This is a genomic window from Rivihabitans pingtungensis (genome assembly GCF_003201855.1).
GTDB lineage: Bacteria > Pseudomonadota > Gammaproteobacteria > Burkholderiales > Aquaspirillaceae > Rivihabitans > Rivihabitans pingtungensis.
This window is the reverse complement of the sequence record NZ_QJKI01000037.1, coordinates 1-23,131: the sequence shown is the minus strand read 5'-3', so window position 1 is coordinate 23,131 and position 23,131 is coordinate 1. Positions and strand designations below refer to the sequence as shown.

The 23,131-nt window shown below is 61.8% G+C and carries 15 protein-coding genes; 8 read left to right on the top strand and 7 right to left on the bottom strand.

What is annotated here, in order from left to right; translation table 11 throughout:
- Positions 1-72: 72 nt before the first annotated feature.
- Together DFR34_RS16275 and DFR34_RS16270 are read right to left on the bottom strand one after the other, a co-directional pair.
- The gene (locus DFR34_RS16275; RefSeq protein WP_211309463.1) at positions 73-333 is read right to left on the bottom strand and encodes an alpha/beta fold hydrolase; all 261 of its coding nucleotides are present in this window, start codon (positions 331-333) and stop codon (positions 73-75) included.
- 160 nt (positions 334-493) lie between these two features.
- Positions 494-1,672 carry a D-alanyl-D-alanine carboxypeptidase family protein gene (locus tag DFR34_RS16270; protein ID WP_110392210.1) on the bottom strand — a complete coding sequence of 393 codons (1,179 nt, stop codon included), beginning with the start codon at positions 1,670-1,672 and terminating at the stop codon, positions 494-496.
- A gap of 143 nt (positions 1,673-1,815) precedes the next feature.
- On the opposite strand from DFR34_RS16270, the gene DFR34_RS16265 reads away from it, so the two are divergent.
- On the top strand, positions 1,816-2,403 hold the full coding sequence (locus tag DFR34_RS16265; RefSeq protein ID WP_110392209.1) for an IMPACT family protein: 588 nt from the start codon (positions 1,816-1,818) through the stop codon (positions 2,401-2,403).
- Between the two features lie 126 nt (positions 2,404-2,529).
- Here DFR34_RS16265 and DFR34_RS16260 read toward each other — a convergent pair whose 3' ends face one another.
- Together DFR34_RS16260 and DFR34_RS16255 are read right to left on the bottom strand one after the other, a co-directional pair.
- The gene (locus DFR34_RS16260; protein WP_110392208.1) at positions 2,530-2,922 is read right to left on the bottom strand and encodes a hypothetical protein; all 393 of its coding nucleotides are present in this window, start codon (positions 2,920-2,922) and stop codon (positions 2,530-2,532) included.
- Positions 2,923-3,081: 159 nt separating this feature from the next.
- Positions 3,082-4,101 carry a GlxA family transcriptional regulator gene (locus tag DFR34_RS16255; protein WP_273479555.1) on the bottom strand — a complete coding sequence of 340 codons (1,020 nt, stop codon included), beginning with the start codon at positions 4,099-4,101 and terminating at the stop codon, positions 3,082-3,084.
- Positions 4,102-4,638: 537 nt separating this feature from the next.
- Here DFR34_RS16255 and DFR34_RS16250 point away from each other — a divergent pair.
- Complete coding sequence (locus tag DFR34_RS16250; protein ID WP_110392206.1) at positions 4,639-9,453, top strand: NAD-glutamate dehydrogenase; 4,815 nt, start codon at positions 4,639-4,641, stop codon at positions 9,451-9,453.
- A 235-nt stretch (positions 9,454-9,688) separates the two neighbouring features.
- Here DFR34_RS16250 and DFR34_RS16245 read toward each other — a convergent pair whose 3' ends face one another.
- Positions 9,689-10,711 carry a DUF4917 family protein gene (locus DFR34_RS16245; protein WP_110392205.1) on the bottom strand — a complete coding sequence of 341 codons (1,023 nt, stop codon included), beginning with the start codon at positions 10,709-10,711 and terminating at the stop codon, positions 9,689-9,691.
- A gap of 149 nt (positions 10,712-10,860) precedes the next feature.
- On the bottom strand, positions 10,861-11,724 hold the full coding sequence (locus DFR34_RS16240; protein WP_110392204.1) for a LysR family transcriptional regulator: 864 nt from the start codon (positions 11,722-11,724) through the stop codon (positions 10,861-10,863).
- 137 nt (positions 11,725-11,861) lie between these two features.
- Here DFR34_RS16240 and DFR34_RS16235 point away from each other — a divergent pair, with 137 nt between their 5' ends.
- From DFR34_RS16235 to DFR34_RS16225, 3 genes are all read left to right on the top strand, one after another.
- Complete coding sequence (locus DFR34_RS16235) at positions 11,862-12,869, top strand: YeiH family protein (RefSeq protein WP_110392203.1); 1,008 nt, start codon at positions 11,862-11,864, stop codon at positions 12,867-12,869.
- A gap of 561 nt (positions 12,870-13,430) precedes the next feature.
- Positions 13,431-16,262, top strand: a complete 2,832-nt coding sequence (locus tag DFR34_RS16230; protein WP_110392202.1) for a ribonucleoside-diphosphate reductase subunit alpha — start codon at positions 13,431-13,433, stop codon at positions 16,260-16,262.
- Between the two features lie 195 nt (positions 16,263-16,457).
- Positions 16,458-17,549: a ribonucleotide-diphosphate reductase subunit beta gene (locus tag DFR34_RS16225; protein WP_211309462.1), complete on the top strand. Its 1,092-nt coding sequence runs from the start codon at positions 16,458-16,460 to the stop codon at positions 17,547-17,549.
- A 345-nt stretch (positions 17,550-17,894) separates the two neighbouring features.
- Here DFR34_RS16225 and DFR34_RS16220 read toward each other — a convergent pair whose 3' ends face one another.
- Positions 17,895-19,061 (bottom strand): GGDEF domain-containing protein, encoded by a 1,167-nt coding sequence (locus tag DFR34_RS16220; RefSeq protein ID WP_146215190.1) that lies wholly within the window; start codon positions 19,059-19,061, stop codon positions 17,895-17,897.
- A gap of 321 nt (positions 19,062-19,382) precedes the next feature.
- On the opposite strand from DFR34_RS16220, the gene ettA reads away from it, so the two are divergent.
- The 3 genes from ettA to DFR34_RS16205 all read left to right on the top strand — a co-directional run bounded on the left by ettA (position 19,383) and on the right by DFR34_RS16205 (position 22,794).
- Positions 19,383-21,053 (top strand): energy-dependent translational throttle protein EttA, encoded by a 1,671-nt coding sequence (ettA, locus tag DFR34_RS16215; protein ID WP_211309464.1) that lies wholly within the window; start codon positions 19,383-19,385, stop codon positions 21,051-21,053.
- Positions 21,054-21,387: 334 nt separating this feature from the next.
- Complete coding sequence (locus tag DFR34_RS16210; protein ID WP_110392211.1) at positions 21,388-22,203, top strand: class I SAM-dependent methyltransferase; 816 nt, start codon at positions 21,388-21,390, stop codon at positions 22,201-22,203.
- A gap of 9 nt (positions 22,204-22,212) precedes the next feature.
- On the top strand, positions 22,213-22,794 hold the full coding sequence (locus DFR34_RS16205) for a DUF1415 domain-containing protein (RefSeq protein ID WP_110392199.1): 582 nt from the start codon (positions 22,213-22,215) through the stop codon (positions 22,792-22,794).
- Positions 22,795-23,131: the final 337 nt, after the last annotated feature.

The following is a 23,131-nucleotide window of genomic DNA, read 5'->3' as shown; positions in this document are numbered from 1 at the left end:
TGGTAGCGTACGACGTTTCAACAGTCAATTCCGAAGTACGCCCAGAGTATAGGCGCGCCTCGCAAATATCGTTCAACAGTGGATTCCGGATACCCGAAAATAATAGCTGCCGCTGTTCCAGGCGGTGAGGCCAAATCCGCGCCAGTCGGGGGCGATGATGTGCCAGTCACGTTCCAGCGCATCAACGACAAACTGAAAGGTGGGCGAGGCATCCATCCAGCCGTGCAGCATCCACAGCTTGGGCGCGCCTTCTCTCCCCCAGTGGCGCACATGAAAGGCATGGCCGCGCACGGTCAGCCATTCAGAACGTGATACGTATTTTGGTGTATACATAGGCGGCATTGTAATACATGGTGGATGCTGCTGCCGAACCATGCAGGGCGATCCCACCGGCACGACTTACACGCCCTTGGAATCGCCCTGCATGGTCTGATGCCTGCTGGCTACGCCAGGCCATCTGCAAAGATGACATGGCAACAGTGTGGTGACTGAATCAGTTAAACCACAGTTTTACACTGTCCACCAAGCGACCAAGCACACCGGCCTCGCCCACTGCATTCAGCGCCAGCACCGGCTGTTCGGCCAGCACCTTGCCATCCAGCGTCACCGTCAGCTTGCCCACCGGCTGGCCGGCCTTGATCGGTGCAATCAGCTTGGCCGGGGCATCCAGTTTGGCCTGAATGCGTGCGGCGCTGCCCTTGGGCACGGTGGCGTAAATATCGCGGGTAAAGCCCAGGTTCACTTCGCTGGCCTCGCCCTTGAACACCTTGAGTTTGCCCACTGGCTTGTTGGCGGCGTACAGGCGCGGTGAATCAAAAAATTGCAGGCCGTAGTTCAGCAGCTTGCTGCTTTCGTTGGCGCGCGCTTCCGGGCTGGCCGTGCCCACTACCACCGACACCACGCGGCGGCCATCGGCGCGGGCCGAGGCAATCAGGTTGTAGCCGGCGGCGTCAGTAAAGCCGGTTTTCATGCCGTCCACGCGCGGGTCGCGGTACAGCAGCAGGTTGCGGTTGGGCTGGGTGATGTTGTTGTAGCGGAATTCTTTCATCGAATAAATCGGATAGAACTCCGGGAAATCCCGAATCACCGCATTGGCCAGAATGCTCAAATCGCGCACCGTGGTGTAGTGGTCGCGCGCTGGCAGGCCGGTGGCGTTGACAAAGTGGGTGCCGTTCATGCCCAGGCGGCGCGCTTCGCGGGTCATCACCTGGCCAAACACCTCTTCGCTGCCGGCAATCGCCTCGGCCAGCGTCACGCAGGCGTCATTGCCAGATTGCACGATCATGCCGCGAATCAGATCAGACACCGTCACCGGGGTTTTCGGATCCAGAAACATCCGCGAGCCCTCGGTTTTCCAGCCCTTGGCCGACACCAGCAGGGTTTGCTCCAGGCTCAGGCGTTTTTCGCGCAGCGCCTTGAAGGTGAGGTAGGCGGTCATCAGCTTGGTCAGCGAGGCCGGGTCCACCCGCAAATCCGGGTCGCGCACGGCAATCGGCAGCTGGCTGTTGAAATCATTCAGAAAATACGCCTTGCCGGCAATCTCGGGCGGCGGCGGCACAAAGCTGGCCGGGGCGGCGGCGGGCACGGCAATCGGCGCTGCAACGGTGTTGGCAAAAGTCAGCGTCGGCGCCAGCAGGGTGGCGGCAAGCAAAAAAGAGAGCGGAGTTTTCATGCAGAAATCGGGCGCGGCGGGCGCGCCATCCGTTGAGGGGACGAGAGCGTCAGGATTATACACCGCTGAATCCGGTGCGGGGCTTGTGTTGGCGCGCCAGCAGAATTTACCCTTGCGCCTTTCTGCCTTCTGGCGATGTGCCCATGCCCTTCACCCTGGCCGCCCCGGCCCACCATCAGCTGATCATCAAAAAAAGCCAGTTCATCGCCTGCGTCGAACCGATGGCCGACCGCGCCAGCGCACAAGCGCGGGTGGCGGCCTTGCGCGCCGAACACCCTGGCGCCGCCCATGTGTGCTGGGCCTTGCTGGCCGGCGGCCAATCTGCTGCGGTGGACGACGGCGAGCCCAGCGGCACGGCCGGGCGGCCGATGCTGGAAGTGCTGCGCCATCAGCAGCTGGAAGGCGTGCTGGCCAGCGTGGTGCGTTATTTTGGCGGGGTGAAACTGGGCGCCGGCGGCCTGGTGCGCGCCTATACCGACAGCGTGGCGCAAGCGCTGCAGAGCGCCGACAAGATTGCCCAGGTGGCCCTGTGCGAAGGCAGCGCCACCGCAGCGTATCCGCTGGAAGGGGTATTACGCCGCGAGCTGGCGCAGGCCGGCGCACAGCTGCTGGCCGTCAGCCACGCCAGCGAGGTATGTTTGCGCTGGCGTCTGCCGGCAGATCAAATGCCGGCCCTGAGTGTGCGCTTGCGCGAGGTGTGCGCCGGCCGGGTGCAGCTGACGCTGGACTAGGCGTCGCTCACCAAACCCCGTGCAGCGATCCTGGCCAGGCGTGCAGCCGCAGACCGTAAAGCCGTACAGCCAGGTCGGGCAACGACGCCAAGAGGGGTTAGTTAGCGGCGCCAAGTGCGCGGTGACTCAGCGTGGCGGCGCCTGTCGGGCTTTTTCCAGCAGCGGGGCAAACTGACGTTGGGTATTTTGGTATATCGGCTGCTTTTGCGCGCAAAACGCCTTCTGGCCTTGCTGGCCGACTTGGCCATTCAGATCAGCCGACACCCGTTTGCTCAGTTGCAGCCCTTCTTGCTCGGGGACATGCTGCTGGCAGCCCAGCATGGCAAACCCTTGGTGCAGTTGGCTACTGAGTGTGCGCTGTGGCAGCTGGCACACTTGCTCGATCCCACTGGCCGCCAGTGCGCCATTGAGCAAGGCCAAACAGACTTCACGCGGTTTGGGCTGGGCGGGCGCTTCTGCCGCCTGGGCGCAGGGCAGGGCCAGCAAGGCGGCCCAGGCCAACAAATCAGAAATTTTCATCAAGATATCCACAAAGCAATGTGGTCGGCATGCTACACAGCCATCGCCATGCGGGCAATGCGGCGTGCATCCCTACACCACTCACCCCAGGCAAGACAGCGGCCCTGGCCAGGCGTGCAGCCAACACACGGCAACAACGCAGGGTTTTGTTAGCCGCGCTTAGCCTTGCTGGCTGCGCTGGGCGCGTTCTTCGCGCGGAGTAATGCCAAAGTGATTGCGGTAGGTGCTGGAAAAATGCGGCCCGGACGAAAACCCGCACGACAGGCCGATTTGCACAATGGATTTGCTGGTTTGCTGCAAGAGCTGGCGGGCGCGGTTCAGGCGCAGTTCCAGATAGTATTTGGACGGCACGGTGTTCAGGTGTTGTTTGAACAGTCGTTCCAGCTGGCGGCGCGACACGCCGACATAAAAGGCAATATCGTCGGTGGTCAGCGGCTCTTCGATATTGGCTTCCATCAGGCTGACGGCTTCGGTCAGCTTGGGCTGGCTGCCGCCAATGCGGGTTTGCAGCGGAATGCGCTGGCGCTCGTTGCCGGGGCGGATGCGCTCGATGCTGAACACTTCGGACAATTGCGCGGCAAAGTCGGCGCCCATGTGCTGGCCAATCAGCGCCAGCATGAAATCCAGCGTGGCCGCCCCGCCGGCGCACGAGCCGCGATTGCGGTCGATCTCGTAGAGATTGGACGACACGATCACATCGGGGAATTCTTCGGTAAAGCGGTTGATTTCCTGCCAGTGCAGGGTGGCGCGATAGCCACTTAACAGCCCGGCGCGCGCCATCCAGTAACTGCCGGTGTCCAGGCCAGCGATAAACAGCTTGTCTGGCGACAGCAGCGCCAGATGGCGTTGCAACAGCTCGACATCCACCGGCAGCTGGGCGTCTTCGGCCACGATGAACAGCGCATCCAGCCGGGGCGCGTAGCTGAGCGTCAAATCGGTGGTGATGTCCACGCCGCAGCCGGCGCGCACCCGTTCGCCTTCCAGGCTGAGCGTCAGCGTTTCGAACACCCGCCGTTCGGCCAGCCCATTGGCGCGTGTCAGCGCATCCGCCGCCAAGGCCCAGGCGGACAGGGAAAACTGCGGCAACAGCAAAAAGCCGTAGCGCAGGGGTTTCTGGATGGGCGGGGTGGGTTCCGGCATGGAAGAGCGGCGGGCAGGCAGGATCGGTTGAACGGGCACGTCAGAACTCACACTAGGGTAAATCGGCAAGGATGGCAAGCGCGCCGTGGAAAGGCGCGGGCGGCAGGTAAAATGGCGGAATGCGCCCGGCGCAGGCAGGTTTCACCAAACCCGGCAGGGTAGCGGCGAGCATCACCGCTGCGCAAGGGTTGTGTCGGGCATTTTGTGCTTTTATCTGGCTGTGTCTGGGCAAAATCTGCCCATTGCCCTCGCTGCGATGCCGCCAGAATCCGCTCGCCCGGCGCCCGCATGCCTGCGGAATGGCCGCCGGGCCAGGTGGGCGCGCCGATCGCCCGGCTGTCATGGCGACAGCCTGAACGCCAGCTATAAACAGAGTGTCAGCATACACGGTGCTGAACAAATGTCGCTTTCAACGGCCCGTCTCGTCTTGATGTTGTATCTCCATGTCGCAAAACCGAAGGTGGCAGGCTTGAGCCATGCCTAGAATCGGCGCATGCCCATCTCCTGTCCGGAGTGGCGCATGCCAAGACACACTCTGCCCCAGCTTGTTGCCTAGCACTGAAAAGAGCCCAACACATGTCCTTGTCCAGCCAGATTGAACTGAACGCGCTGATTGCCGATGTCGCCGCGATTGCCGCCGAGCGTCTGCCCGCCGCCGACCACGCCCGGCTTGCCCCGTATTTCACCGCCTATTTTGAAGAAGCCGAGGCGGCCGACCTCAAGCGCGCCGCGCCGCTCGACCTCTACGGCGCTGCCATGGCCCACCTGGACTTTGCCGGCGAACGCCTGCCCGGCCAGCACAAGGTGCGCGCCTACAACCCGGATTTTGAGCGCCACGGTTGGCAATCCACCCACACCGCCATCGAAATCGTCAACGACGACATGCCGTTCTTGATTGATTCGGTGGCCATGCTGCTGGCCCGCCACAACCTCACCCTGCATCTGTTGGTGCATCCGGTGCTGGAAGTCGAACGCGACGCCGACGGCTGCCTGCTGGACGCCCGTCGCACCGGCGAGCGCAATCTGCCGCTGGAATCGCTGATTCATCTGCAAATCGACCGCATCAGCGACGCCGCCCAGCTGGCGACGGTGGTGGCCGAGCTGGAGCAGGTGCTGACCGACATCCGCCTGGCGGTGGAAGACGAGCCGGCCATGCGCCGCGAGCTGCAAGACATTCAAGCTGAACTGCAACAAGCGCCGCTGCCGGACGGCAAGCTGGACGTGAACGAGATTTCCGCGTTTCTGGACTGGGTGAACGCCCGCCACTTCTTGCTGCTGGGCTATTGCGCCTACGACCTGGTGCGCACCGACGACGGCGACGCGCTGCGCATTGTGCCGGGCAGCGGCCACGGCATTTTGCGCAATCAGGGCGACAAGACCTATTCGGCCAGTTTTGCCGTGCTGCCGGCGCACCTGCGCGAGCTGGCTTACGACCCGGCCTGCCCGATCATGCTGAACAAATCGCAGACCCGCTCGACCATCCACCGCTCGGCGCATCTGGACTTTATTGGCATCAAGCGCTACGACGCCCAGGGCCATGTGATTGGCGAATGCCGTTTTCTGGGGCTATACACCGCCGCCGCCTACCACGAATCGCCGCGCAATATCCCGATTTTGCGCCGCAAGATGGACGCGGTGATGGCGGAGTGTGATTACGTCGAAAACAGCTACAAAGAAAAAACCCTGCAATTTGTGCTGGAAAGCTACCCGCGCGACGAGCTGTTTGAAATCCCGGTGGACGTCTTGCAGCCGATTGCCGAAGGCCTGGTCAATCTGCTGGAGCGCCCGCGCGTGCGCCTGTTCCTGCGCACCGACCTGTATCAGCGCTATGTCAGCGCGCTGGTATTTGTGCCGCGCGACAGCTTCAGCACCGAAGTGCGGCTGAAAATCGAAAAAATCCTGATGCAGGCGCTGAACGGCAGCGCCGCCGAATACAGTGTGTCGATTTCTGACACCCACCTGGCCCGTGTGCACTACATCATCCGCACCCCTGGCCCGCTGCCGGCGTTTGACGCGCTGGGCATCGAGCAGGACATCGCCCGCATTGTGCGCGGCTGGGGCGACGAGCTGCGCCAGCAGCTGATCGACAGCCATGGCGAGGCGCGCGGCAATACTTTGTATTCGCAATACCAGCATGCCTTCCCGGTGGCCTACCGCGAAGACTTTTCGCCGCGCCACGCCGTGCTGGACATCAGCCTGATCGAAGAAGCGCTGGCTGGTGCGCCGCTGGCGCTCAAGCTGTACAAGCCGCTGCGCAAGGGCAGCGCCGGGCAAAACCTGAAAGTGTTCCGCGCCGGCCAGCCGGTCAGCCTGTCGGCCAGCCTGCCGGTGCTGGAGAATATGGGCGTGCGCGTGCAGGACGAACGCCCCTACGCGGTGGAGCGCGCCGACGGCGCCACGGTGTGGATCAACGATTTTGGCCTGGAAGTGGCCAATGTCGCCCATATCGAGCAAGACGATGTGCGCGAGCGCTTTCAGCAGCTGCTGCGCCGCGTGGCGGCCGGCCAGTGCGAGAACGACGGCTTTAACAAGCTGGCGCTGCTGGCCGACCTGGACTGGCGCGAAGTGATTCTGGTGCGCGCGCTGGCCAAATACCTGCGCCAGGCCGGGCTGACCTTCAGCCAGAGCTACGTCGAGCAATGCCTGGGCAATTACCCGGCCATCACCGGCGGCCTGGTGCGCCTGTTCCTGGCCCGCCTCGACCCGACGCACGACGACGCTGGCGCCAGCACCCGGCTGGAAGCCGAAGTGCGTGAGCAATTCGAGCAAGTCGCCAATCTGGACGAAGACCGCATCCTCAACGGCCTGCTGACCATCATCCTGGCCATCCGCCGCACCAACTACTGGCAGCGCGACGCCGCCGGTCAGCCCAAGCCGTATCTGTCGTTCAAGCTGGAATCCGGGGCGATTCCCTTCCTGCCGCAACCGCGCCCGCTGTTTGAAATCTGGGTGTACGGCGCGCGGGTGGAAGGCGTGCATCTGCGCGGCAGCAAGGTGGCGCGCGGCGGCCTGCGCTGGTCCGACCGCATGGAAGACTTCCGCACCGAAGTGCTGGGCCTGGTGAAGGCGCAGATGGTGAAAAACTCGGTGATTGTGCCGATGGGCTCCAAGGGCGGTTTTGTCTGCAAGCAACTGCCGCCGGCCAGCGAGCGCGAAGCCTGGCTGGCCGAAGGCGTGGCCTGCTACAAGATGTTTATCTCCGGCCTGCTCGACCTGACCGACAATCTGGTCAACGGCCAGATCGCCCCGCCGGTGGCGGTGCGCCGCCTGGACGAAGACGACCCCTATCTGGTGGTGGCCGCCGACAAGGGCACGGCGACGTTCTCCGACATCGCCAACAGCGTGTCTGAAGCATATGGCTTCTGGCTGGGCGACGCGTTTGCCTCGGGCGGCTCGGCCGGCTATGACCACAAAAAAATGGGCATCACCGCGCGCGGCGCCTGGGAATCGGTCAAGCGCCACTTCCGCCACCTGGGCGTCAACACCCAGACGCAGGACTTTACCGTGATCGGCATTGGCGACATGGCCGGCGACGTGTTTGGCAACGGCATGCTGCTGTCCGAGCATATCCGCCTGCTGGCGGCGTTCAATCACCAGCACATCTTCCTTGACCCCAACCCGGACGCGGCGGTGAGCTTTGCCGAGCGCGCGCGGCTGTTCAACCTGCCGCGCTCCAGCTGGGCCGACTACGACAGCAGCCTGATTTCTGACGGCGGCGGGGTCTTCGAGCGCCGCGCCAAATCCATCCCGCTGTCGCCGGCCGTGCGCGCCTGGCTGGGCGTGGAGCGCGACAGCATGGCGCCGACCGAGCTGATTCACGCCATCCTGCAAGCGCCGGCCGACCTGCTGTACAACGGCGGCATCGGCACCTATATCAAGGCCAGCACGCAAAGCCACGCCGAAGCCAACGACCGCGCCAACGACGGCCTGCGCGTCAACGGCAATGAGCTGCGGGTGAAGGTGATTGGCGAAGGCGGCAACCTGGGCATCACCCAGTTGGGCCGCATCGAATGCGCGCGCCACGGCGTGGCGCTGTCCAGCGACGCCATCGACAACTCGGCCGGGGTGGATTGCTCTGACCACGAAGTCAACATCAAAATCCTGCTGGGCGGGGTGATGCAGGCCGGCGACATGACGCTCAAGCAGCGCAACGAGCTGCTGGCGGAAATGACCGACGAAGTCGGCCATCTGGTGCTGCGCAACAACTACCTGCAAACCCAGATTCTGGCGGTGAACAAAGCCCACGCGGCACAAATGCTGTCTGCCCAGCAGCGCATGATCAGCCATATGGAAAAAACCGGCGAGCTCAACCGCGCGCTGGAATTCTTGCCCGACGACAGCGCCATCGCCGAACGCCGCGCCAGCCGCCAGGGCCTGACCAGCCCGGAAGTGGCCGTGCTGCTGGCCTACAGCAAGATTTCGCTGGACCGCGCGCTGCAAGCCTCGGCCCTGCCCGATCACCCCGATCTGGACAGCGTGCTGGTGAACTACTTCCCGTCGGCGCTGCAAACCCGCTTTGCCGACGCCATGCGCCGCCACCCGCTCAAGCGCGAAATCATCGCCAACCAGCTGGCCAACCAGGTGGTCAACCGCATGGGCACCACGTTTATCTTCCGCATGCAGGAAGAATCCGCCTGGCCGGCCGCCGACATTGTGCAAGCCTGGGTGACGGTCAATCGCATCTTTGACGGCGAAGCGCTGTGGAACGCCATCGAAGCGCTGGACAACCGCGTGCCGGCCGATGTGCAAGTGAGCATGCTGGTGCAAGTGCGCACGCTGATCGAACGCGCCACCCGCTGGCTGCTGCGCAGCGGCCGCCCGCTGGGCGACATCGCCGCCGCCGTGGCCCGCTGCCGCGCGCCGATGGCCGAACTGCTGGCCGGCCTGCCCGGCTGGATCGACGCCGCCCATTACCCGGCGGTGGCCGACTGGGAGCAACGCCTGCACGCCGCCCACACCCCGGCCGAACTGGCCGGCGTGGTGGCCCGCCTGGACTTTGCCGTGGCTGGCTTTGACATCCTGGAACTGGCGCAAGCGCAAAACCTGCCGCTGGCCGTGGTGGCGGCCAACTACTTCGAGCTGGGCCGCGTGCTGGAGCTGGACTGGCTGCGCGACGCCATCACCCGCCTGCCGCGCGACAACCGCTGGCAAGCCCTCACCCGCTCGGCGCTGCGCGACGACCTGTATCGCCTGCACCGCGAACTCACCGCCAGCGCCCTGGCCTGCCCGGCCTGCGGCGAAGCGCAGTACGCCAAGCACTGGCTGGCCGGCAAAGGCGGCGAACTGGAAGTCTGCCAGCAAATGCTGAGCGAACTGCAAGGCTACGACACGCTGGACCTGGCCATGCTGTCGGCCGGCATGCGCGAAGTGGGCAACCACCTGATGCGTTGATGGTCTATAGTGAAAATCTAGAGGGCAACCCGGATGTGAATCCGGGTGAAGGTGAAACCGCGCGGGAGACCGCGCGGTTTTTTTGTGTTTTGGTAAAAGTGCACGGTAGCTATTACTAAATCTAAGGATGCACTAATTTATTCAGAAATATCGTGTTTGCCAAAAACCAAAGCCAGTAGAATCAAATTTCTGGACTCCTGCCTTCGAAGCAATGACGATTTTTTTCAGTTTTATTTCACCACTTAGCCCAGTCGTCTTCTGGCTTTTTATGAACCCAACAACCAGGACTTTCGCTGTCAAAGAAATCAATATCGACTGCGCCCAAGTAACTTTGAATGGTTCGGAATGCATGGTTACAGTAGTCCTGATCTTTACGGAACACAGAAACTGCTACGCGCCGAATTCCAGCTTTAGACATTTGCTTCAATAAATGCTGGTCATGCTCTCCAATGCTCCAGCCAAATATCGTCAACGTTGTTTGCTTCGATGCAAGAACCTCGTGGTACACTGTAGATAGGTAGTGGCTATTATGTATTGATGTAATTTTCTGCTGCCTCATTCCCTCGCTAACGAATAGTGGAATAAGGTTTTCTTCTTCCCAGCTATTAAGAATTACATCTAGCAAGCCATCTTCCTTGCGACTATGAATTTTATATTCTTGCCCTCTGATATCCTGGCCTAACGCCAAGCTTCCATGCGGATAAAAGACTAAGGTATTAGCTTGCTCTTTATAAGTATTGCGAAATCTTATCCAGTCGCCGTCAAACACGCCACATATAAAACAGTCCTTAAATTGATGTTCTTTCGAATAATCAAATCCATACGCCATTGCCCAGTATGTAAGTAGATCATAATTCAATGAAAACACTGTATTAAATTTCCTGAGGAAATAATACATATCTGGTAGCTTGTGTTTTATTGATTCATATTTTGGGTGTACGTTGCGCACAGCTTGAATTAGGCCTCTTTTAATATTTTCATATGCTCTAAGAGTGCGAAGATCGAATATCTGCAGCAATTCATTAACTTCAAAAGCTTGCCAAACACATCGAAGTACAAACTCAAAATCAGTAGTATCGAAAGAGCGGAACAGTTCTTCAATATCCCCTGAGAACAAGCCCATTTGCATGGCATTACCCAGCAGTGAACTGTAGTTAAAGTTTGGAGAGACGGCAATGCTCGCCCCATTTCCTAACAAAATAGTGCCTCCATGATAATGGTGCCCGATATCCATCCACTGACTGATCTTATATAACATATACTGTCTACGCCTTTTCGTTCACTGCAAGAAGTAGCTTTATTGCATTAATACAATTTAATGTCAAGCCCATGTAGGCAGCCGCTTAAATTCTGCTTTATTACTTCTTTACGCCTATGGATTTAGTTGTATTTTCTCATACTGGCATCTCATCCCGCCAACACCCCCAGCAACCCGGCCCCCGGCGGGCGGTCCCGTCGATGAATCCGCCATAGCGTGCGCGTCAGCACCGGCAGGTCGGCGCGCAGTTCCACCAGCGCGCCGCTGGTCAGCAGCTCGGCGGCGACGCGGCGTGACAGGCAGCTGACGCCCAGGCCGGCGGCGACGGCGCGTTTGATGGCTTCGGAGTCGCCCAGCTCCATTTCCACTCGCAAGCGGCCCAGGCTGGGCAGCAGGGCGCGCTCCACCGCTTCGCGGGTGCCGGAGCCGGGTTCGCGCAGCAGCCAGGGGGCGTCGGCCAGTTCGGCGGCGCTGAGCGGGCGGTGGGCCAGTGGGTGGTCGGGGGCGGCGATCAGCGTCAGTTCATCGTCCAGCCAGGGGATGACTTCCAGTTCCGGGTGCTGGCATGGCCCTTCCACCAGGCCAAAATCCACGGTGCAGGCCAGCACGGCGGCGACGATGTCGCGGGTGTTGGCCACGTGCAGGCTCAGCCGGCAATCCGGTTGCTGGCGGCGCAGCGCCGCCAGGCGTTGCGGCAGCAGGTAATTGGCGATGGTGGTGCTGGCGCCCAGCCGCAGCGACAGCGCGCCGCCCAGCAGCGCGTCTTGCAGGGCTTGCGCGTCGTCCAGCAGGGCGCGGGCGCGCGGCAAGGCGGCGCGGCCGTGGGCGTTCAGCTGCAAGCCGCGCCCCACCCGGTCAAACAAACTCACCCCCACCGCGCTTTCCAGCTGGGCCAGCGCCTGGCTGGCCGCCGATTGCGACAGCGCCACCGCGCGGGCGGCGCGGGTGACGGAGTGTTGTTCGGCGATGGCGACAAAGACTTCCAGTTCGCGCAGGGTCAGGCGCAGGGGCATGTGGGGCTCCACGGTGGGCGCGGCGTGGCGCCGCCATTGATCGGTTATATCAATTGATTCTATCTATATTATCTGTTTTATCAATTGACTGCGCCCGCGTAGGCTGCATGGCTGTCACTGTTTGCGAGGATGTCGCCATGTTTGCCTGGATTGCCGGTCGCGCCGGCTTGCTGATTGCCCTGCTGCTGGGGGGCGCGGCGCTGTGCTTGGCGCCTGTGCCGTGGCTGGCCGCGCATGGGGTGTCGGCCTTGATGCTGGCGATGTTGCTGGGCATGGCGCTGGCCGGCGTGCGCCGGCCTGGCTGGCAGCCTGGCCTGAACCTGGCCAAGGGCCCGCTGTTGCGGCTGGGGGTGGCGCTGTTTGGTTTGCGGCTGACGCTGGCGGACATTGCCGGGCTGGGCGTGCGGGTGTGGGTGATCGACGCGGCGGTGTTGGTCAGCACTTTTGCCCTGGCGCAATGGCTGGGCCGCCGCCTGCGGCTGGATGCGCCCACCCGCACGCTGATTGGCGCGGGCAGCGCCATTTGCGGCGCGGCGGCGGTGCTGGCCACCCAGCCGGTGGTGCGCGCCGACGCCCAGCGCGCTGGCGTGGCGGTAGCCGGGGTGACGCTGTTTGGCGCGGCGGCCATGGTGCTCTACCCCTGGCTGTATCACTGCTTGGCGCCGCTGGGGCTGAGCGAACGCGCCTATGGCGTGCTGGCTGGCTCCACTTTGCACGAAGTGGCGCATGTGGTGGCGGCCGGCCAGGCGGTGGGCGCCGAGGCTGCCGCCAGCGCGGTGGTGGCCAAAATGCTGCGGGTGCTGTTGCTTGCGCCGTTTTTGCTGTGGCTAGCGCACGCCTGGCGTCGCAACGGGCAACTGAGCGCCGATGGCGCGCCGACGCCGCGCCCGCCCCGGCCGTGGTTTGTGCTGGGTTTTGTCGCCGCCGCCGCGCTGGCCGGCAGCGGCTGGCTGCCCGAGGCGCTGCGCCAGCTGTTATGGCAGGTGGACGCCTGGCTGCTGGCCGCCGCCATGGCCGCGCTGGGCCTGGATATTCGCCCGGCCATGCTGCGCGCCGCCGGCTGGCGGCCGCTGGCGCTGGCCGGCGCGCTGTGGCTGTGGTTGATGCTGGGCGGCGGCGGGATTAACTGGCTGTTGAGCCGCTAAGCGCGACTCACCACACTGAGCACTGTGCCACCAGCCAGACGCGCGGCGGCAGGCTGAACAAGAAATATGAGCAAACCGAACAACACCAGGAGGGTGTGGAGAGTAACGCTCACCCCATCCGCAGGCCGGTAAAGTACACGAGATGATCCACAGCCCGCTGCACTGACCCAACCTGGACGGTCGATTCATCACCGGCCGCTTGGCGCCAACAGTGGCTTGTGTCTGTCGGGTCGCAAGAAAACCACATCTTGTGTTTCAGGATTGCGACATTCTGCATCGGACGCATTTTATACCGGGCGCATAGCAGGCGCACGCAAGTCCTTGCCAGCGCTGGATTTGCCGTCTGGCCATGCCTGTCCGGCCGGGGCAAAACCGCATTTTTTGCCGGCTGTCAATTCTTGTCGAACGCCCGACTAACCACTAGCATTTGTGGCTATCCAACCCTCGCAACAACTATATCTTGTGGTTACACACAAGGTGCACACATGTCTTCCACAAGGTTATCCACAGGTGGGCGGCAGGCTGTGCCATTGATGAATCACACGAAGGAATTCTCCACCCATGTACAGCACCAGCGACGCGCCGGCCCCTGACTCTGTTTACGCCAACTTCAAGACCATCCGCCGCAATGGCAGCGTGGTGGCTTTTGAGCCGGGCAAAATCTCTGTCGCCATGAGCAAGGCCTTTTTGGCCGTGGCCGGCAGCCAGGGCGCCACGTCGGCGCGCATCCGCGACCAGGTGGCGCACCTGACCGAACAAGTGGTCAACGCGCTGATGCGTCGCAAGCCGGAAGGCGGCGCCATCCACATCGAAGAAATCCAGGATCAGGTGGAACTGGCGCTGATGCGCTCGGGCGAACATGATGTGGCCCGCGCCTATGTGCTGTACCGGGAAGAACGCTCGCGCCAGCGCGCCCTGCGCGGCGAGGCCGACGTCGCCCATGTGATCAATGTGGTGAAAGCCAACGGCGAGCGCCAGCTGCTGGACGTGGCGGCGCTCAAGGCGCTGATCAAATCCGCCTGCGCCGGCCTGGAAGCCGATACCGATGCTGAACACATCCTGTCGGAAACCCTGAAAAACCTGTACGACGGCGTAGCCGAAGACGAAGTCAACAAATCCGCCATCATGGCCGCCCGCGCCATGATCGAAAAAGACCCGTCTTACAATCTGGTTACCTCGCGCCTGCTGCTCAACAGCATCCGCCTGGAAATCCTCGGCGAAGCTGTCAGCCAGGAAGACATGGCCGAGCGTTACGCCGAATACTTCCCCGGCTATATCAAGCGCGGCGTTGCCGCTGAGTTGCTGGACGAAAAACTGGGCGAATTTGACCTGGAGCGCCTGGGCCGTGCGCTGGTGGCCAGCCGCGACACCCAGTTTGGCTACCTGGGCCTGCAAACCCTGTACGACCGCTACTTTTTGCACATCGACGGCCAGCGCATCGAGCTGCCGCAGGCGTTTTACATGCGCGTGGCCATGGGTCTGGCGCTGAACGAAATCGACCGCGAAGCGCGCGCGATTGAGTTTTACAATGTGCTGTCCACTTTTGACTTCATGTCGTCCACCCCGACGCTGTTCAACGCCGGCACCCGCCGCAGCCAGCTGTCGTCGTGCTACCTGACCACCATCGCCGATGATCTGGACGGCATTTACGAAGGCATCAAGGAAAACGCCCTGCTGTCCAAATTTGCCGGCGGCCTGGGCAATGACTGGACCCCGGTGCGCGCCATGGGCAGCCACATCAAAGGCACCAATGGCAAATCGCAAGGCGTGGTGCCCTTCCTGAAGGTAGTGAACGACACGGCGGTAGCAGTCAATCAAGGCGGCAAGCGCAAGGGCGCAGTGTGCGCCTACCTGGAAACCTGGCACGCCGACATCGAAGAATTCCTCGAGCTGCGCAAGAACACCGGCGACGACCGCCGCCGCACGCACGACATGAACACCGCCAACTGGATTCCTGACCTGTTCATGAAGCGGGTGATGGAAGGCGCCGACTGGACGCTGTTCTCGCCGTCCGAAGTGCCCGACCTGCACGACCTGTACGGCCGCGCCTTTGAAGAAGCCTATGTGCGCTACGAAGCCCAGGCCGAGCGCGGTGAGCTGCGCGTGGCCAAAAAGCTCCCGGCGCTCAGCCTGTGGCGCAAGATCCTCACCATGCTGTTTGAAACCGGCCACCCGTGGATCACCTTCAAGGACCCGTGCAATATCCGCAGCCCGCAGCAACACGTCGGCGTGGTGCACAGCTCCAACCTGTGCACGGAAATCACCCTGAACACCAACGACAACGAGATTGCCGTGTGCAATCTGGGCTCGGTGAACCTGGTGAACCACCTGCACAACGGCCAGCTGGACCAAAACAAACTGGCCCGCACCGTGCGCACCGCCATGCGCATGCTGGACAACGTCATCGACATCAACTTCTACCCGGTGAAAAAAGCCCGCAACGCCAACCTGAAACACCGTCCGGTGGGCATGGGCGTGATGGGCTTCCAGGATTGCCTGCACACCCTGCGCATCCCTTACGCCTCGCCGGCCGCGGTGGAATTTGCCGACCGTTCGATGGAAGCCGTGTGCTATCAGGCTTACTGGGCGTCCACCGAGCTGGCCGAAGAACGCGGCCGCTACCCGTCGTACAAGGGCAGCCTGTGGGATCGCGGCATCCTGCCGCAAGACAGCATCGACCTGCTGGCGGCCGAGCGCGGCGGCTATCTGGACGTGGACCGCTCGGAAAGCATGGACTGGCCGGCGCTGCGCAGCCGCATTGCCACCCACGGCATGCGCAACTCCAACTGCGTGGCCATCGCCCCCACCGCCACCATCGCCAACATCATTGGCGTGTCGGCCAGCATCGAGCCGAACTACCAGAACCTGTTCGTCAAATCCAATTTGTCGGGCGAGTTCACCGTGGTCAACGACTACCTGGTGCGCGACCTCAAGGCCGCCGGCCTGTGGGATGAAGTGATGATCGCCGACCTGAAATACTTTGAAGGCAACGTCAGCCGCATCGACCGCATCCCGGCCGAGCTGCGCGACATCTACGCCACCGCCTTTGAAATCGACCCGCGCTGGCTGGTGGAAGCCGCCAGCCGCCGGCAAAAGTGGATTGACCAAGCGCAAAGCCTGAACCTGTACATGGCCGGCGCCTCGGGCAAAAAGCTGGACGAGCTGTACAAGCACGCCTGGGTGCGTGGCCTGAAAACCACCTACTACCTGCGCACCCTGTCCGCCTCCAGCGCCGAGAAATCCACCGGTCGCGGCGGCGAGCTGAACGCCGTGCCAGTGGCCGGCGGCGTGGCCGCCCCGGCCCAGGCCGCCGCCCCGCAGGAAGAAACCCTGCCGGCCACCGACGCCAAGTTCTGCAGCATCGACAACCCGGATTGCGAAGCCTGCCAGTAATCCACCCCGCCTGCCGGCCCACGCCGGCAGGCTGGCGCGCCCAACCAGCGCGCCGCCAATCGGCCAGCAGGTTGACCCCAGCCTGCTGCCCCATTGGCCTATACCGTAGAGAGCCGCGCACACCTGCGCCTGCAGCCACGGCCCTGCCTGAATTCACCGATTGTACTGACTGACCTACCTGGAGCCACACCCACCATGAATCTGCGCTTTGATGACGCTTTCGCCACCTCCGCCACCGCCACCCCCAACGGATTAACCGCCCACGGCACAGGCCGGGTGAACGCCGTGGACAAGCGCATCATCAACGGCCAAACCGACGTCAACCAGCTGGTGCCGTTCAAATACAAATGGGCCTGGGAAAAATACCTGGCCACCTGCGCCAACCACTGGATGCCGCAAGAAGTGAATATGCAGCGCGACATCGAACTGTGGAAAAGCCCCAACGGCCTGACCGACGACGAGCGCCGCATTGTCACCCGCAACCTGGGCTTTTTTGTCACCGCCGACAGCTTGGCCGCCAACAATATCGTGCTGGGCACCTACCGCCAGATCACCGCGCCAGAATGCCGCCAGTTTCTGCTGCGCCAGGCATTTGAAGAAGCCATCCACACCCACGCCTATCAATACATCGTGGAAAGCCTGGGTCTGGACGAAAGCGAAGTGTTCAATGCCTACCACGAAATCCAGTCCATCCGTAACAAGGATGAATTTCTGATTCCGTTCATCGACGCGCTGACCAACCCGGAATTCAAGACCGGCACGCTGGAAACCGACCAACAGCTGCTCAAATCGCTGATCGTGTTTGCCTGCATCATGGAAGGCCTGTTCTTCTACGTCGGCTTCGTGCAAATCCTCGCCCTGGGCCGCCAGAACAAAATGACCGGCGCCGCCGAGCAATACCAGTACATCCTGCGTGACGAATCCATGCACTGCAATTTCGGCATCGACCTGATCAACACCATCAAGCTGGAAAACCCGCAACTGTGGACCGACAGCTTCGCCGCCGAAATCACCGAGCTGTTCCGCCACGCCGTCGATCTGGAATACGCCTACGCCGAAGACACCATGCCGCGCGGCGTGCTGGGCCTGAACGCGCCGATGTTCAAAGAATACCTGCGCTTTATCTGCAACCGCCGCATGACCCAGATCGGCCTGCCGGAACTCTTCCCCGGCGCCAATAATCCCTTCCCGTGGATGAGCGAAATGATCGACTTGAAGAAAGAAAAGAATTTCTTTGAGACGCGAGTGACGGAATACCAGAGTGGTGGGGCGTTGAGCTGGGATTGAGTGCTGCCGCCTTGGGCGACAGATAATTTTGTTCTGAGGGAGTCAGTCGCTCAAGCCTGCACAGGCGCAGGCTTGAGCGGGCTTTGTCGTGCAAACTCGGCCGGGCTCAATTGCCCAGCGCCGAGTTCAAGCGTTTCTGCTGGTAAAACGTCAGCAGGCAGTGCCGTCCGCCACATCCCGACGGGCTTCTGCCTGGCTGGCGTAGTCTTTACGCCATCCCTGCTTTAGGCAGCAGCGCGCCATCGGGGCGTTATGCTGGGCTGCGCCCTCTCGCCTACGGCTCGCAACACCTGCGCACTCACGGCAATCACGCCAGTAATGATTGGTGTGAGCCGCTCCTGGCACTCAGCCATCGGCGTATACGCTCAGTTGGTCACGGCCTTCGGCCTTGCTGTGGTAAAGCGCCAGATCCGCGCGCGCCATCAGCTCAGCCAATGAATCAACCGGTGGCGTGCCCATCGCCATGCCGATGCTCAGCGTGCAGCCTTCTGCCTGACTAAGCAGGCCGGTTTTACGCTGAAAACGCTGGCGGATGCGCTCGCCAATCGCCTCGGCATTGCGCTCGTCAAGCTCGCCCAGCACCACACAAAATTCCTCGCCGCCCAGCCGGGCAAAGATATCGCTGGCGAGCAATGCATCGCGCAGCGCATCGCCCATGCAACGCAACACCTGATCGCCCGCCGCATGGCCATAGTTGTCGTTGATGCGCTTGAAGTGATCCACATCCAGCATCAGCACCGCCACCCGACCCGGTTGATTGGCCAGCATGCGCGCAGTGGCGCGCTGAAAACCCCGGCGGTTGAGCACGCCGGTAAGCGGGTCTTCTTCGGCCATGCGCCGCAGGGTGTGCAGCATGCGATCAGAAATCAGCAACCAAAAGCTCATGGCCATGCTGATGCCGCCAATCATCGCCACCATCAAACCCAGCACATCAGACAATTGCCGCCACTGCAGACCTTGCTCACCCAGGAAAATACTGTACACCAGCAGGCTTAGCCGGCCACACAGGCCCAGGGTCATGCCCCCCAGTGAGGCCAGACAAGCCAGCAGGACAATGGGCCGCAAGTGGCCGCGCTGCCGCCACAACACATGCCCACAGCCCAGGAGCAGAACAATCAAGACGCTGGCCTGCCATACGCCAGCCAGCGGCACATCCGGCGACCATTGCATCAGGCCGGCCAGGCCAAGCAGGGCCAGCACATAGCCCACACGCAAGGCCAGCGGCAAGGGGCGCAGGCCAAAAAAATGACGCAGCCCGGCCAGCATCAGCAACAGCGCTGACATCAACAATCCGCCAATCAACAGCTTGAGCGGCGGTCTGGCCTCGGGCGACAGCAGCGCCATCACCGCCATCAGCACAATAGCCAGCGCCATCAGGCCATGGCCGCGCATCCACAAGCGGATAGCCAGGATGTCGGGCGCCAGCCGGCTGATGATGGCCAGCGCCAGCATCAGGGCCAGGTGCAGCAAGGCATTGCTGATAAATAAGGTAAAAGGGTCTAGTAAGAGCACGGGTTTCCTGTGCCGACACGCGGCCCGGCCGTCAAAAGGCCAATCATAAAGAAGAGCCGTGCCGTTATAAATCAAAAACGTGTCCACTGAAAGCCCGCGCCGCGTGTTCACGGGCCTGTCGCGCCATCTCCTGGCCTCAGGCTGCGCTGCCGGGAGGACAAATTCAGGCCAATCCGCGCGCCATGCACCGTGCCCCCGATGCCAGCCGGCCGGGGCTTTGCTACACTTGCGGTTTACCGGCCGCGCCCTCGCGCGGTTTCGCGCCGAACGCGCCCGCGCGTTCACCCCGGCGCCTTTACACACCAACGGATTCCAGACCACATCATGGCCCAATACGTAATGTCCATGCTGCGGGTGAGCAAAATTGTGCCGCCCAAGCGCCAGATCATCAAAAACATCTCGCTGTCGTTCTTCCCCGGCGCCAAGATTGGCCTGTTGGGCCTGAACGGCGCCGGTAAATCCACCGTGCTGAAAATCATGGCCGGCGTCGAAAAAGAATACGACGGCGAAGTGCAATGGCAGCCCAACCTGAACATCGGCTACCTGCCGCAGGAGCCGCAGCTCGACCCGGAAAAAACCGTGCGCGAAGAAGTGGAAAGCGGCATGGGCGAGGTGATGGGCGCGCAAAAACGCCTGGAAGAAGTCTACGCCGCCTACGCCGAGCCGGACGCCGACTTTGACGCCCTGGCCGAAGAACAAGCCCGCCTGGAGGCCATCATCTCGGCCGGCGCCGGCGACAATGTGGAACACCAGCTGGAGCTGGCCGCCGATGCACTGCGCCTGCCGCCGTGGGACGCCAAGATCGGCCCCTTGTCCGGCGGTGAAAAGCGCCGCGTGGCGCTGTGCAAGCTGCTGCTGTCCAAACCCGACATGCTGCTGCTGGACGAACCGACCAACCACCTGGACGCCGAATCGGTGGAATGGCTGGAGCAGTTCCTCTGCCGCTTCCCTGGCACCGTGGTGGCCGTCACTCACGATCGTTACTTCCTGGACAACGCCGCCGAATGGATTCTGGAGCTCGACCGTGGCGAAGGCATCCCCTGGAAGGGTAATTACTCCAGCTGGCTGGAGCAAAAAGAAGCCCGTCTGGAGCAAGAAGCCAAGTCGGAAGTGGCCCGCATGAAGGCGATGAAGCAAGAGCTGGAATGGGTGCGGCAAAACCCGAAAGGCCGTCAGGCCAAATCCAAGGCGCGGATTGCCCGCTTTGAAGAACTGTCCAGCTTCGAGCACCAAAAGCGCAACGAAACCCAGGAAATCTTCATTCCGGTGGCCGAGCGTCTGGGCAATGAAGTCATCGAGTTCGAGAACGTCAGCAAGGGCTTTGGCGACCGCCTGCTGATCGACAATCTCAGCTTCAAGGCCCCGCCGGGCGCCATCGTCGGCATCATCGGCCCCAACGGCGCCGGTAAATCCACCCTGTTCAAGATGATTGCCGGCAAAGAGCAGCCGGACAGCGGCGCGGTGAAAATCGGCCAGACCGTGCAAATGGCCTTCGTCGAACAAAGCCGCGAAGGCCTGGAAGGCGACAAAACCGTCTTTGAAGACGTGGCCAACGGCGCCGACATCCTCACCGTCGGCAAGTTCGAAATGCCCAGCCGCGCCTATCTGGGCCGCTTCAACTTCAAGGGCGGCGACCAGCAAAAGAAAGTTGGCATGCTCTCCGGCGGCGAACGCGGCCGCCTGCACCTGGCCAAAACCCTGCTCAAGGGCGGCAATGTGCTGCTGCTGGATGAACCGTCCAACGACCTGGACGTGGAAACCCTGCGCGCGCTGGAAGACGCCCTGCTGGAATTCGCCGGCACGGTGTTCGTGATCAGCCATGACCGCTGGTTCCTCGACCGCATCGCTACCCACATCCTGGCGGCGGAAGGCGAATCGCAATGGACCTTCTTTGACGGCAACTATCAGGAATACGAAGCCGACAAGAAAAAACGCCTGGGCGAAGAAGGCGCCAAACCCAAGCGGATCCGCTACAAGCCGATCACCCGCTAAGCGTCGCTCAGAAAACGCTTTCTAGCGTGCTTGTGTGACCTTGCGGCACTTGTTTTAGGATGCGCTGAGAAAATCGTCATTCCCGCGCAGGCGGGAATCCAGGGTTTGGCTGTTGCAAACACGATTTTTCTGATGCAATCAGCGCATCTCTAAGAGCGGCTAACAAAACCCAGCGAAGCGATCCTGGCTAGGCGCACGACCGTAGACAGCAAGGTCGTGCAACAACGCCAGGAGGGTTTTGTTAGCCGCTCTAAATGTGCCACCCCGCCGCCTCAGCGGCGGACAGATTACCGGGCAGCCCACGGGCTGCCCGTCCATGTTTTTGGAACCCACCATGTCCATCCCCGACATCCGCCCCGGCCAATCCATCGAGCTGTTGAAAGAACTGCACATCCTCACCCGCGATGGCAAGCTCAACCAGGACAGCCGGCGCAAGCTCAAGCAGGTGTACCACCTGCACCAATTTATCGAACCCCTGCTGCAAGAAGTGCTGGACGCCCACGGCGACGTCACCCTGGCCGACCACGGCGCCGGCAAATCCTATCTGGGCTTTATCCTGTACGATCTGTTCTTCAAATCACGCGGCATCGGCCATATCTACGGCATCGAAACCCGCGAAGAACTGGTCAGCCGCTCGGTGGAGCTGGCCCAGCGCCTGGATTTTCCGCGCATGCACTTTTTGAATATGTCGGTCGATCAATCCCGGCGCATGGCCGAACTGCCCGAACGCTTTGACGTGGTCACCGCCCTGCACGCCTGCAACACCGCCACCGACGACGCCATCAACTTTGCCCTGGACAAACGCGCCCGCTTTATCGTGCTGGCCCCCTGCTGCCAGGCCGAAGTGGCCGCCACCCTGCGCCAGCACAAAAACCAGGCGCTGGCAAAAAGCCCGATGGCGGAAATCTACCGCCACCCCATCCACACCCGCGAATTTGGCAGCCAACTCACCAATGTGCTGCGCTGCCTGCGCCTGGAAGCTCACGGCTACCAACTCACCGTCACCGAACTGGTGGGCTGGGAACACTCGATGAAAAACGAACTGATCATCGCCCGCCACACCGGCCAACGCCGTGGCAACGCCCGTGAACGCCTGAACACCCTGCTAGAAGAATTCCACCTGCAAAGCCTGGCCGAACGCTTTGCCTGAAAGCCCACCATGACCACCATCCACACCCCCGACGACCAAACCGTAATCGACGCCACCCGCATCTGGCTGGAAAAAGCCGTGATCGGCCTCAACCTCTGCCCATTCGCCAAAGCGGTGTACGTCAAAAACCAAATCCGCTACGTGGTCAGCCACGCCCGCCATACCGACCAGTTTCTGGAAGAACTGGACAGCGAACTCGAACGCCTGGCCAACACCGACCCGGAAGAAATCGACACCACCCTGCTGATCCACCCCACTTTGTTTCCGGAATTCAGCGTATTCAACGACCTGCTCGACCTGGCCGAAACCGCCCCGGAAGCCCTCGGCCTGGAAGGCGTGCTGCAAGTGGCCAGCTTTCACCCGGATTTTCAGTTCGCCGACACCCAGCCGGACGACATGAGCAACTACACCAACCGCTCCCCCTACCCCACCCTGCACCTGATCCGCGAAAGCAGCATCGCCCGCGCGGCGGAAAGCTTTCCTGATCCGTCGGTGATTTTTGAGCGGAATATCGAAGTGGTGAACGAGCTCGGGCCGGAGGGGTGGAAGGGCTTGGGGATTCCGTATCCACAACAGGGGCAAGAAGGGTAAGATCAGCAAAAAACCTTCCTGGCATTTTCTTGTGCAGCCTTGCGCCTGCACGCCTAACCAGGATCGCTTCGCTAAGAGCGGCTAACAAAACTCAGCGCAGCGCTCCTGGCTAGGCGTGCGGCCGCAGACAGTACAAATCGTACGGCAAGGCTGCGCAACGACGCCAGGAGGGTTTTGTTAGCCGCTCTAAGTGTTGTTAGCGGCGCTAGAGCATGTTCTGAACCATCCCAACAACATCAGGAAGGTGCGGCAGCATCAACATGGCAAACGCCACGTAATGTAATCCAGCCAGCGTCTGCGGCAGCTTCTCGTAAGCTCTGGCCAAACGCCGGAAGCG

Coding starts and splice junctions, on each gene's coding strand:
- DFR34_RS16275 (WP_211309463.1), bottom strand. CDS start 333: ATGTATACACCAAAATACGTATCACGTTCTGAATGGCTGACCGTGCGC.
- DFR34_RS16270 (WP_110392210.1), bottom strand. CDS start 1,672: ATGAAAACTCCGCTCTCTTTTTTGCTTGCCGCCACCCTGCTGGCGCCG.
- DFR34_RS16265 (WP_110392209.1), top strand. CDS start 1,816: ATGCCCTTCACCCTGGCCGCCCCGGCCCACCATCAGCTGATCATCAAA.
- DFR34_RS16260 (WP_110392208.1), bottom strand. CDS start 2,922: ATGAAAATTTCTGATTTGTTGGCCTGGGCCGCCTTGCTGGCCCTGCCC.
- DFR34_RS16250 (WP_110392206.1), top strand. CDS start 4,639: ATGTCCTTGTCCAGCCAGATTGAACTGAACGCGCTGATTGCCGATGTC.
- DFR34_RS16245 (WP_110392205.1), bottom strand. CDS start 10,711: ATGTTATATAAGATCAGTCAGTGGATGGATATCGGGCACCATTATCAT.
- DFR34_RS16240 (WP_110392204.1), bottom strand. CDS start 11,724: ATGCCCCTGCGCCTGACCCTGCGCGAACTGGAAGTCTTTGTCGCCATC.
- DFR34_RS16235 (WP_110392203.1), top strand. CDS start 11,862: ATGTTTGCCTGGATTGCCGGTCGCGCCGGCTTGCTGATTGCCCTGCTG.
- DFR34_RS16230 (WP_110392202.1), top strand. CDS start 13,431: ATGTACAGCACCAGCGACGCGCCGGCCCCTGACTCTGTTTACGCCAAC.
- DFR34_RS16225 (WP_211309462.1), top strand. CDS start 16,458: ATGAATCTGCGCTTTGATGACGCTTTCGCCACCTCCGCCACCGCCACC.
- DFR34_RS16210 (WP_110392211.1), top strand. CDS start 21,388: ATGTCCATCCCCGACATCCGCCCCGGCCAATCCATCGAGCTGTTGAAA.
- DFR34_RS16205 (WP_110392199.1), top strand. CDS start 22,213: ATGACCACCATCCACACCCCCGACGACCAAACCGTAATCGACGCCACC.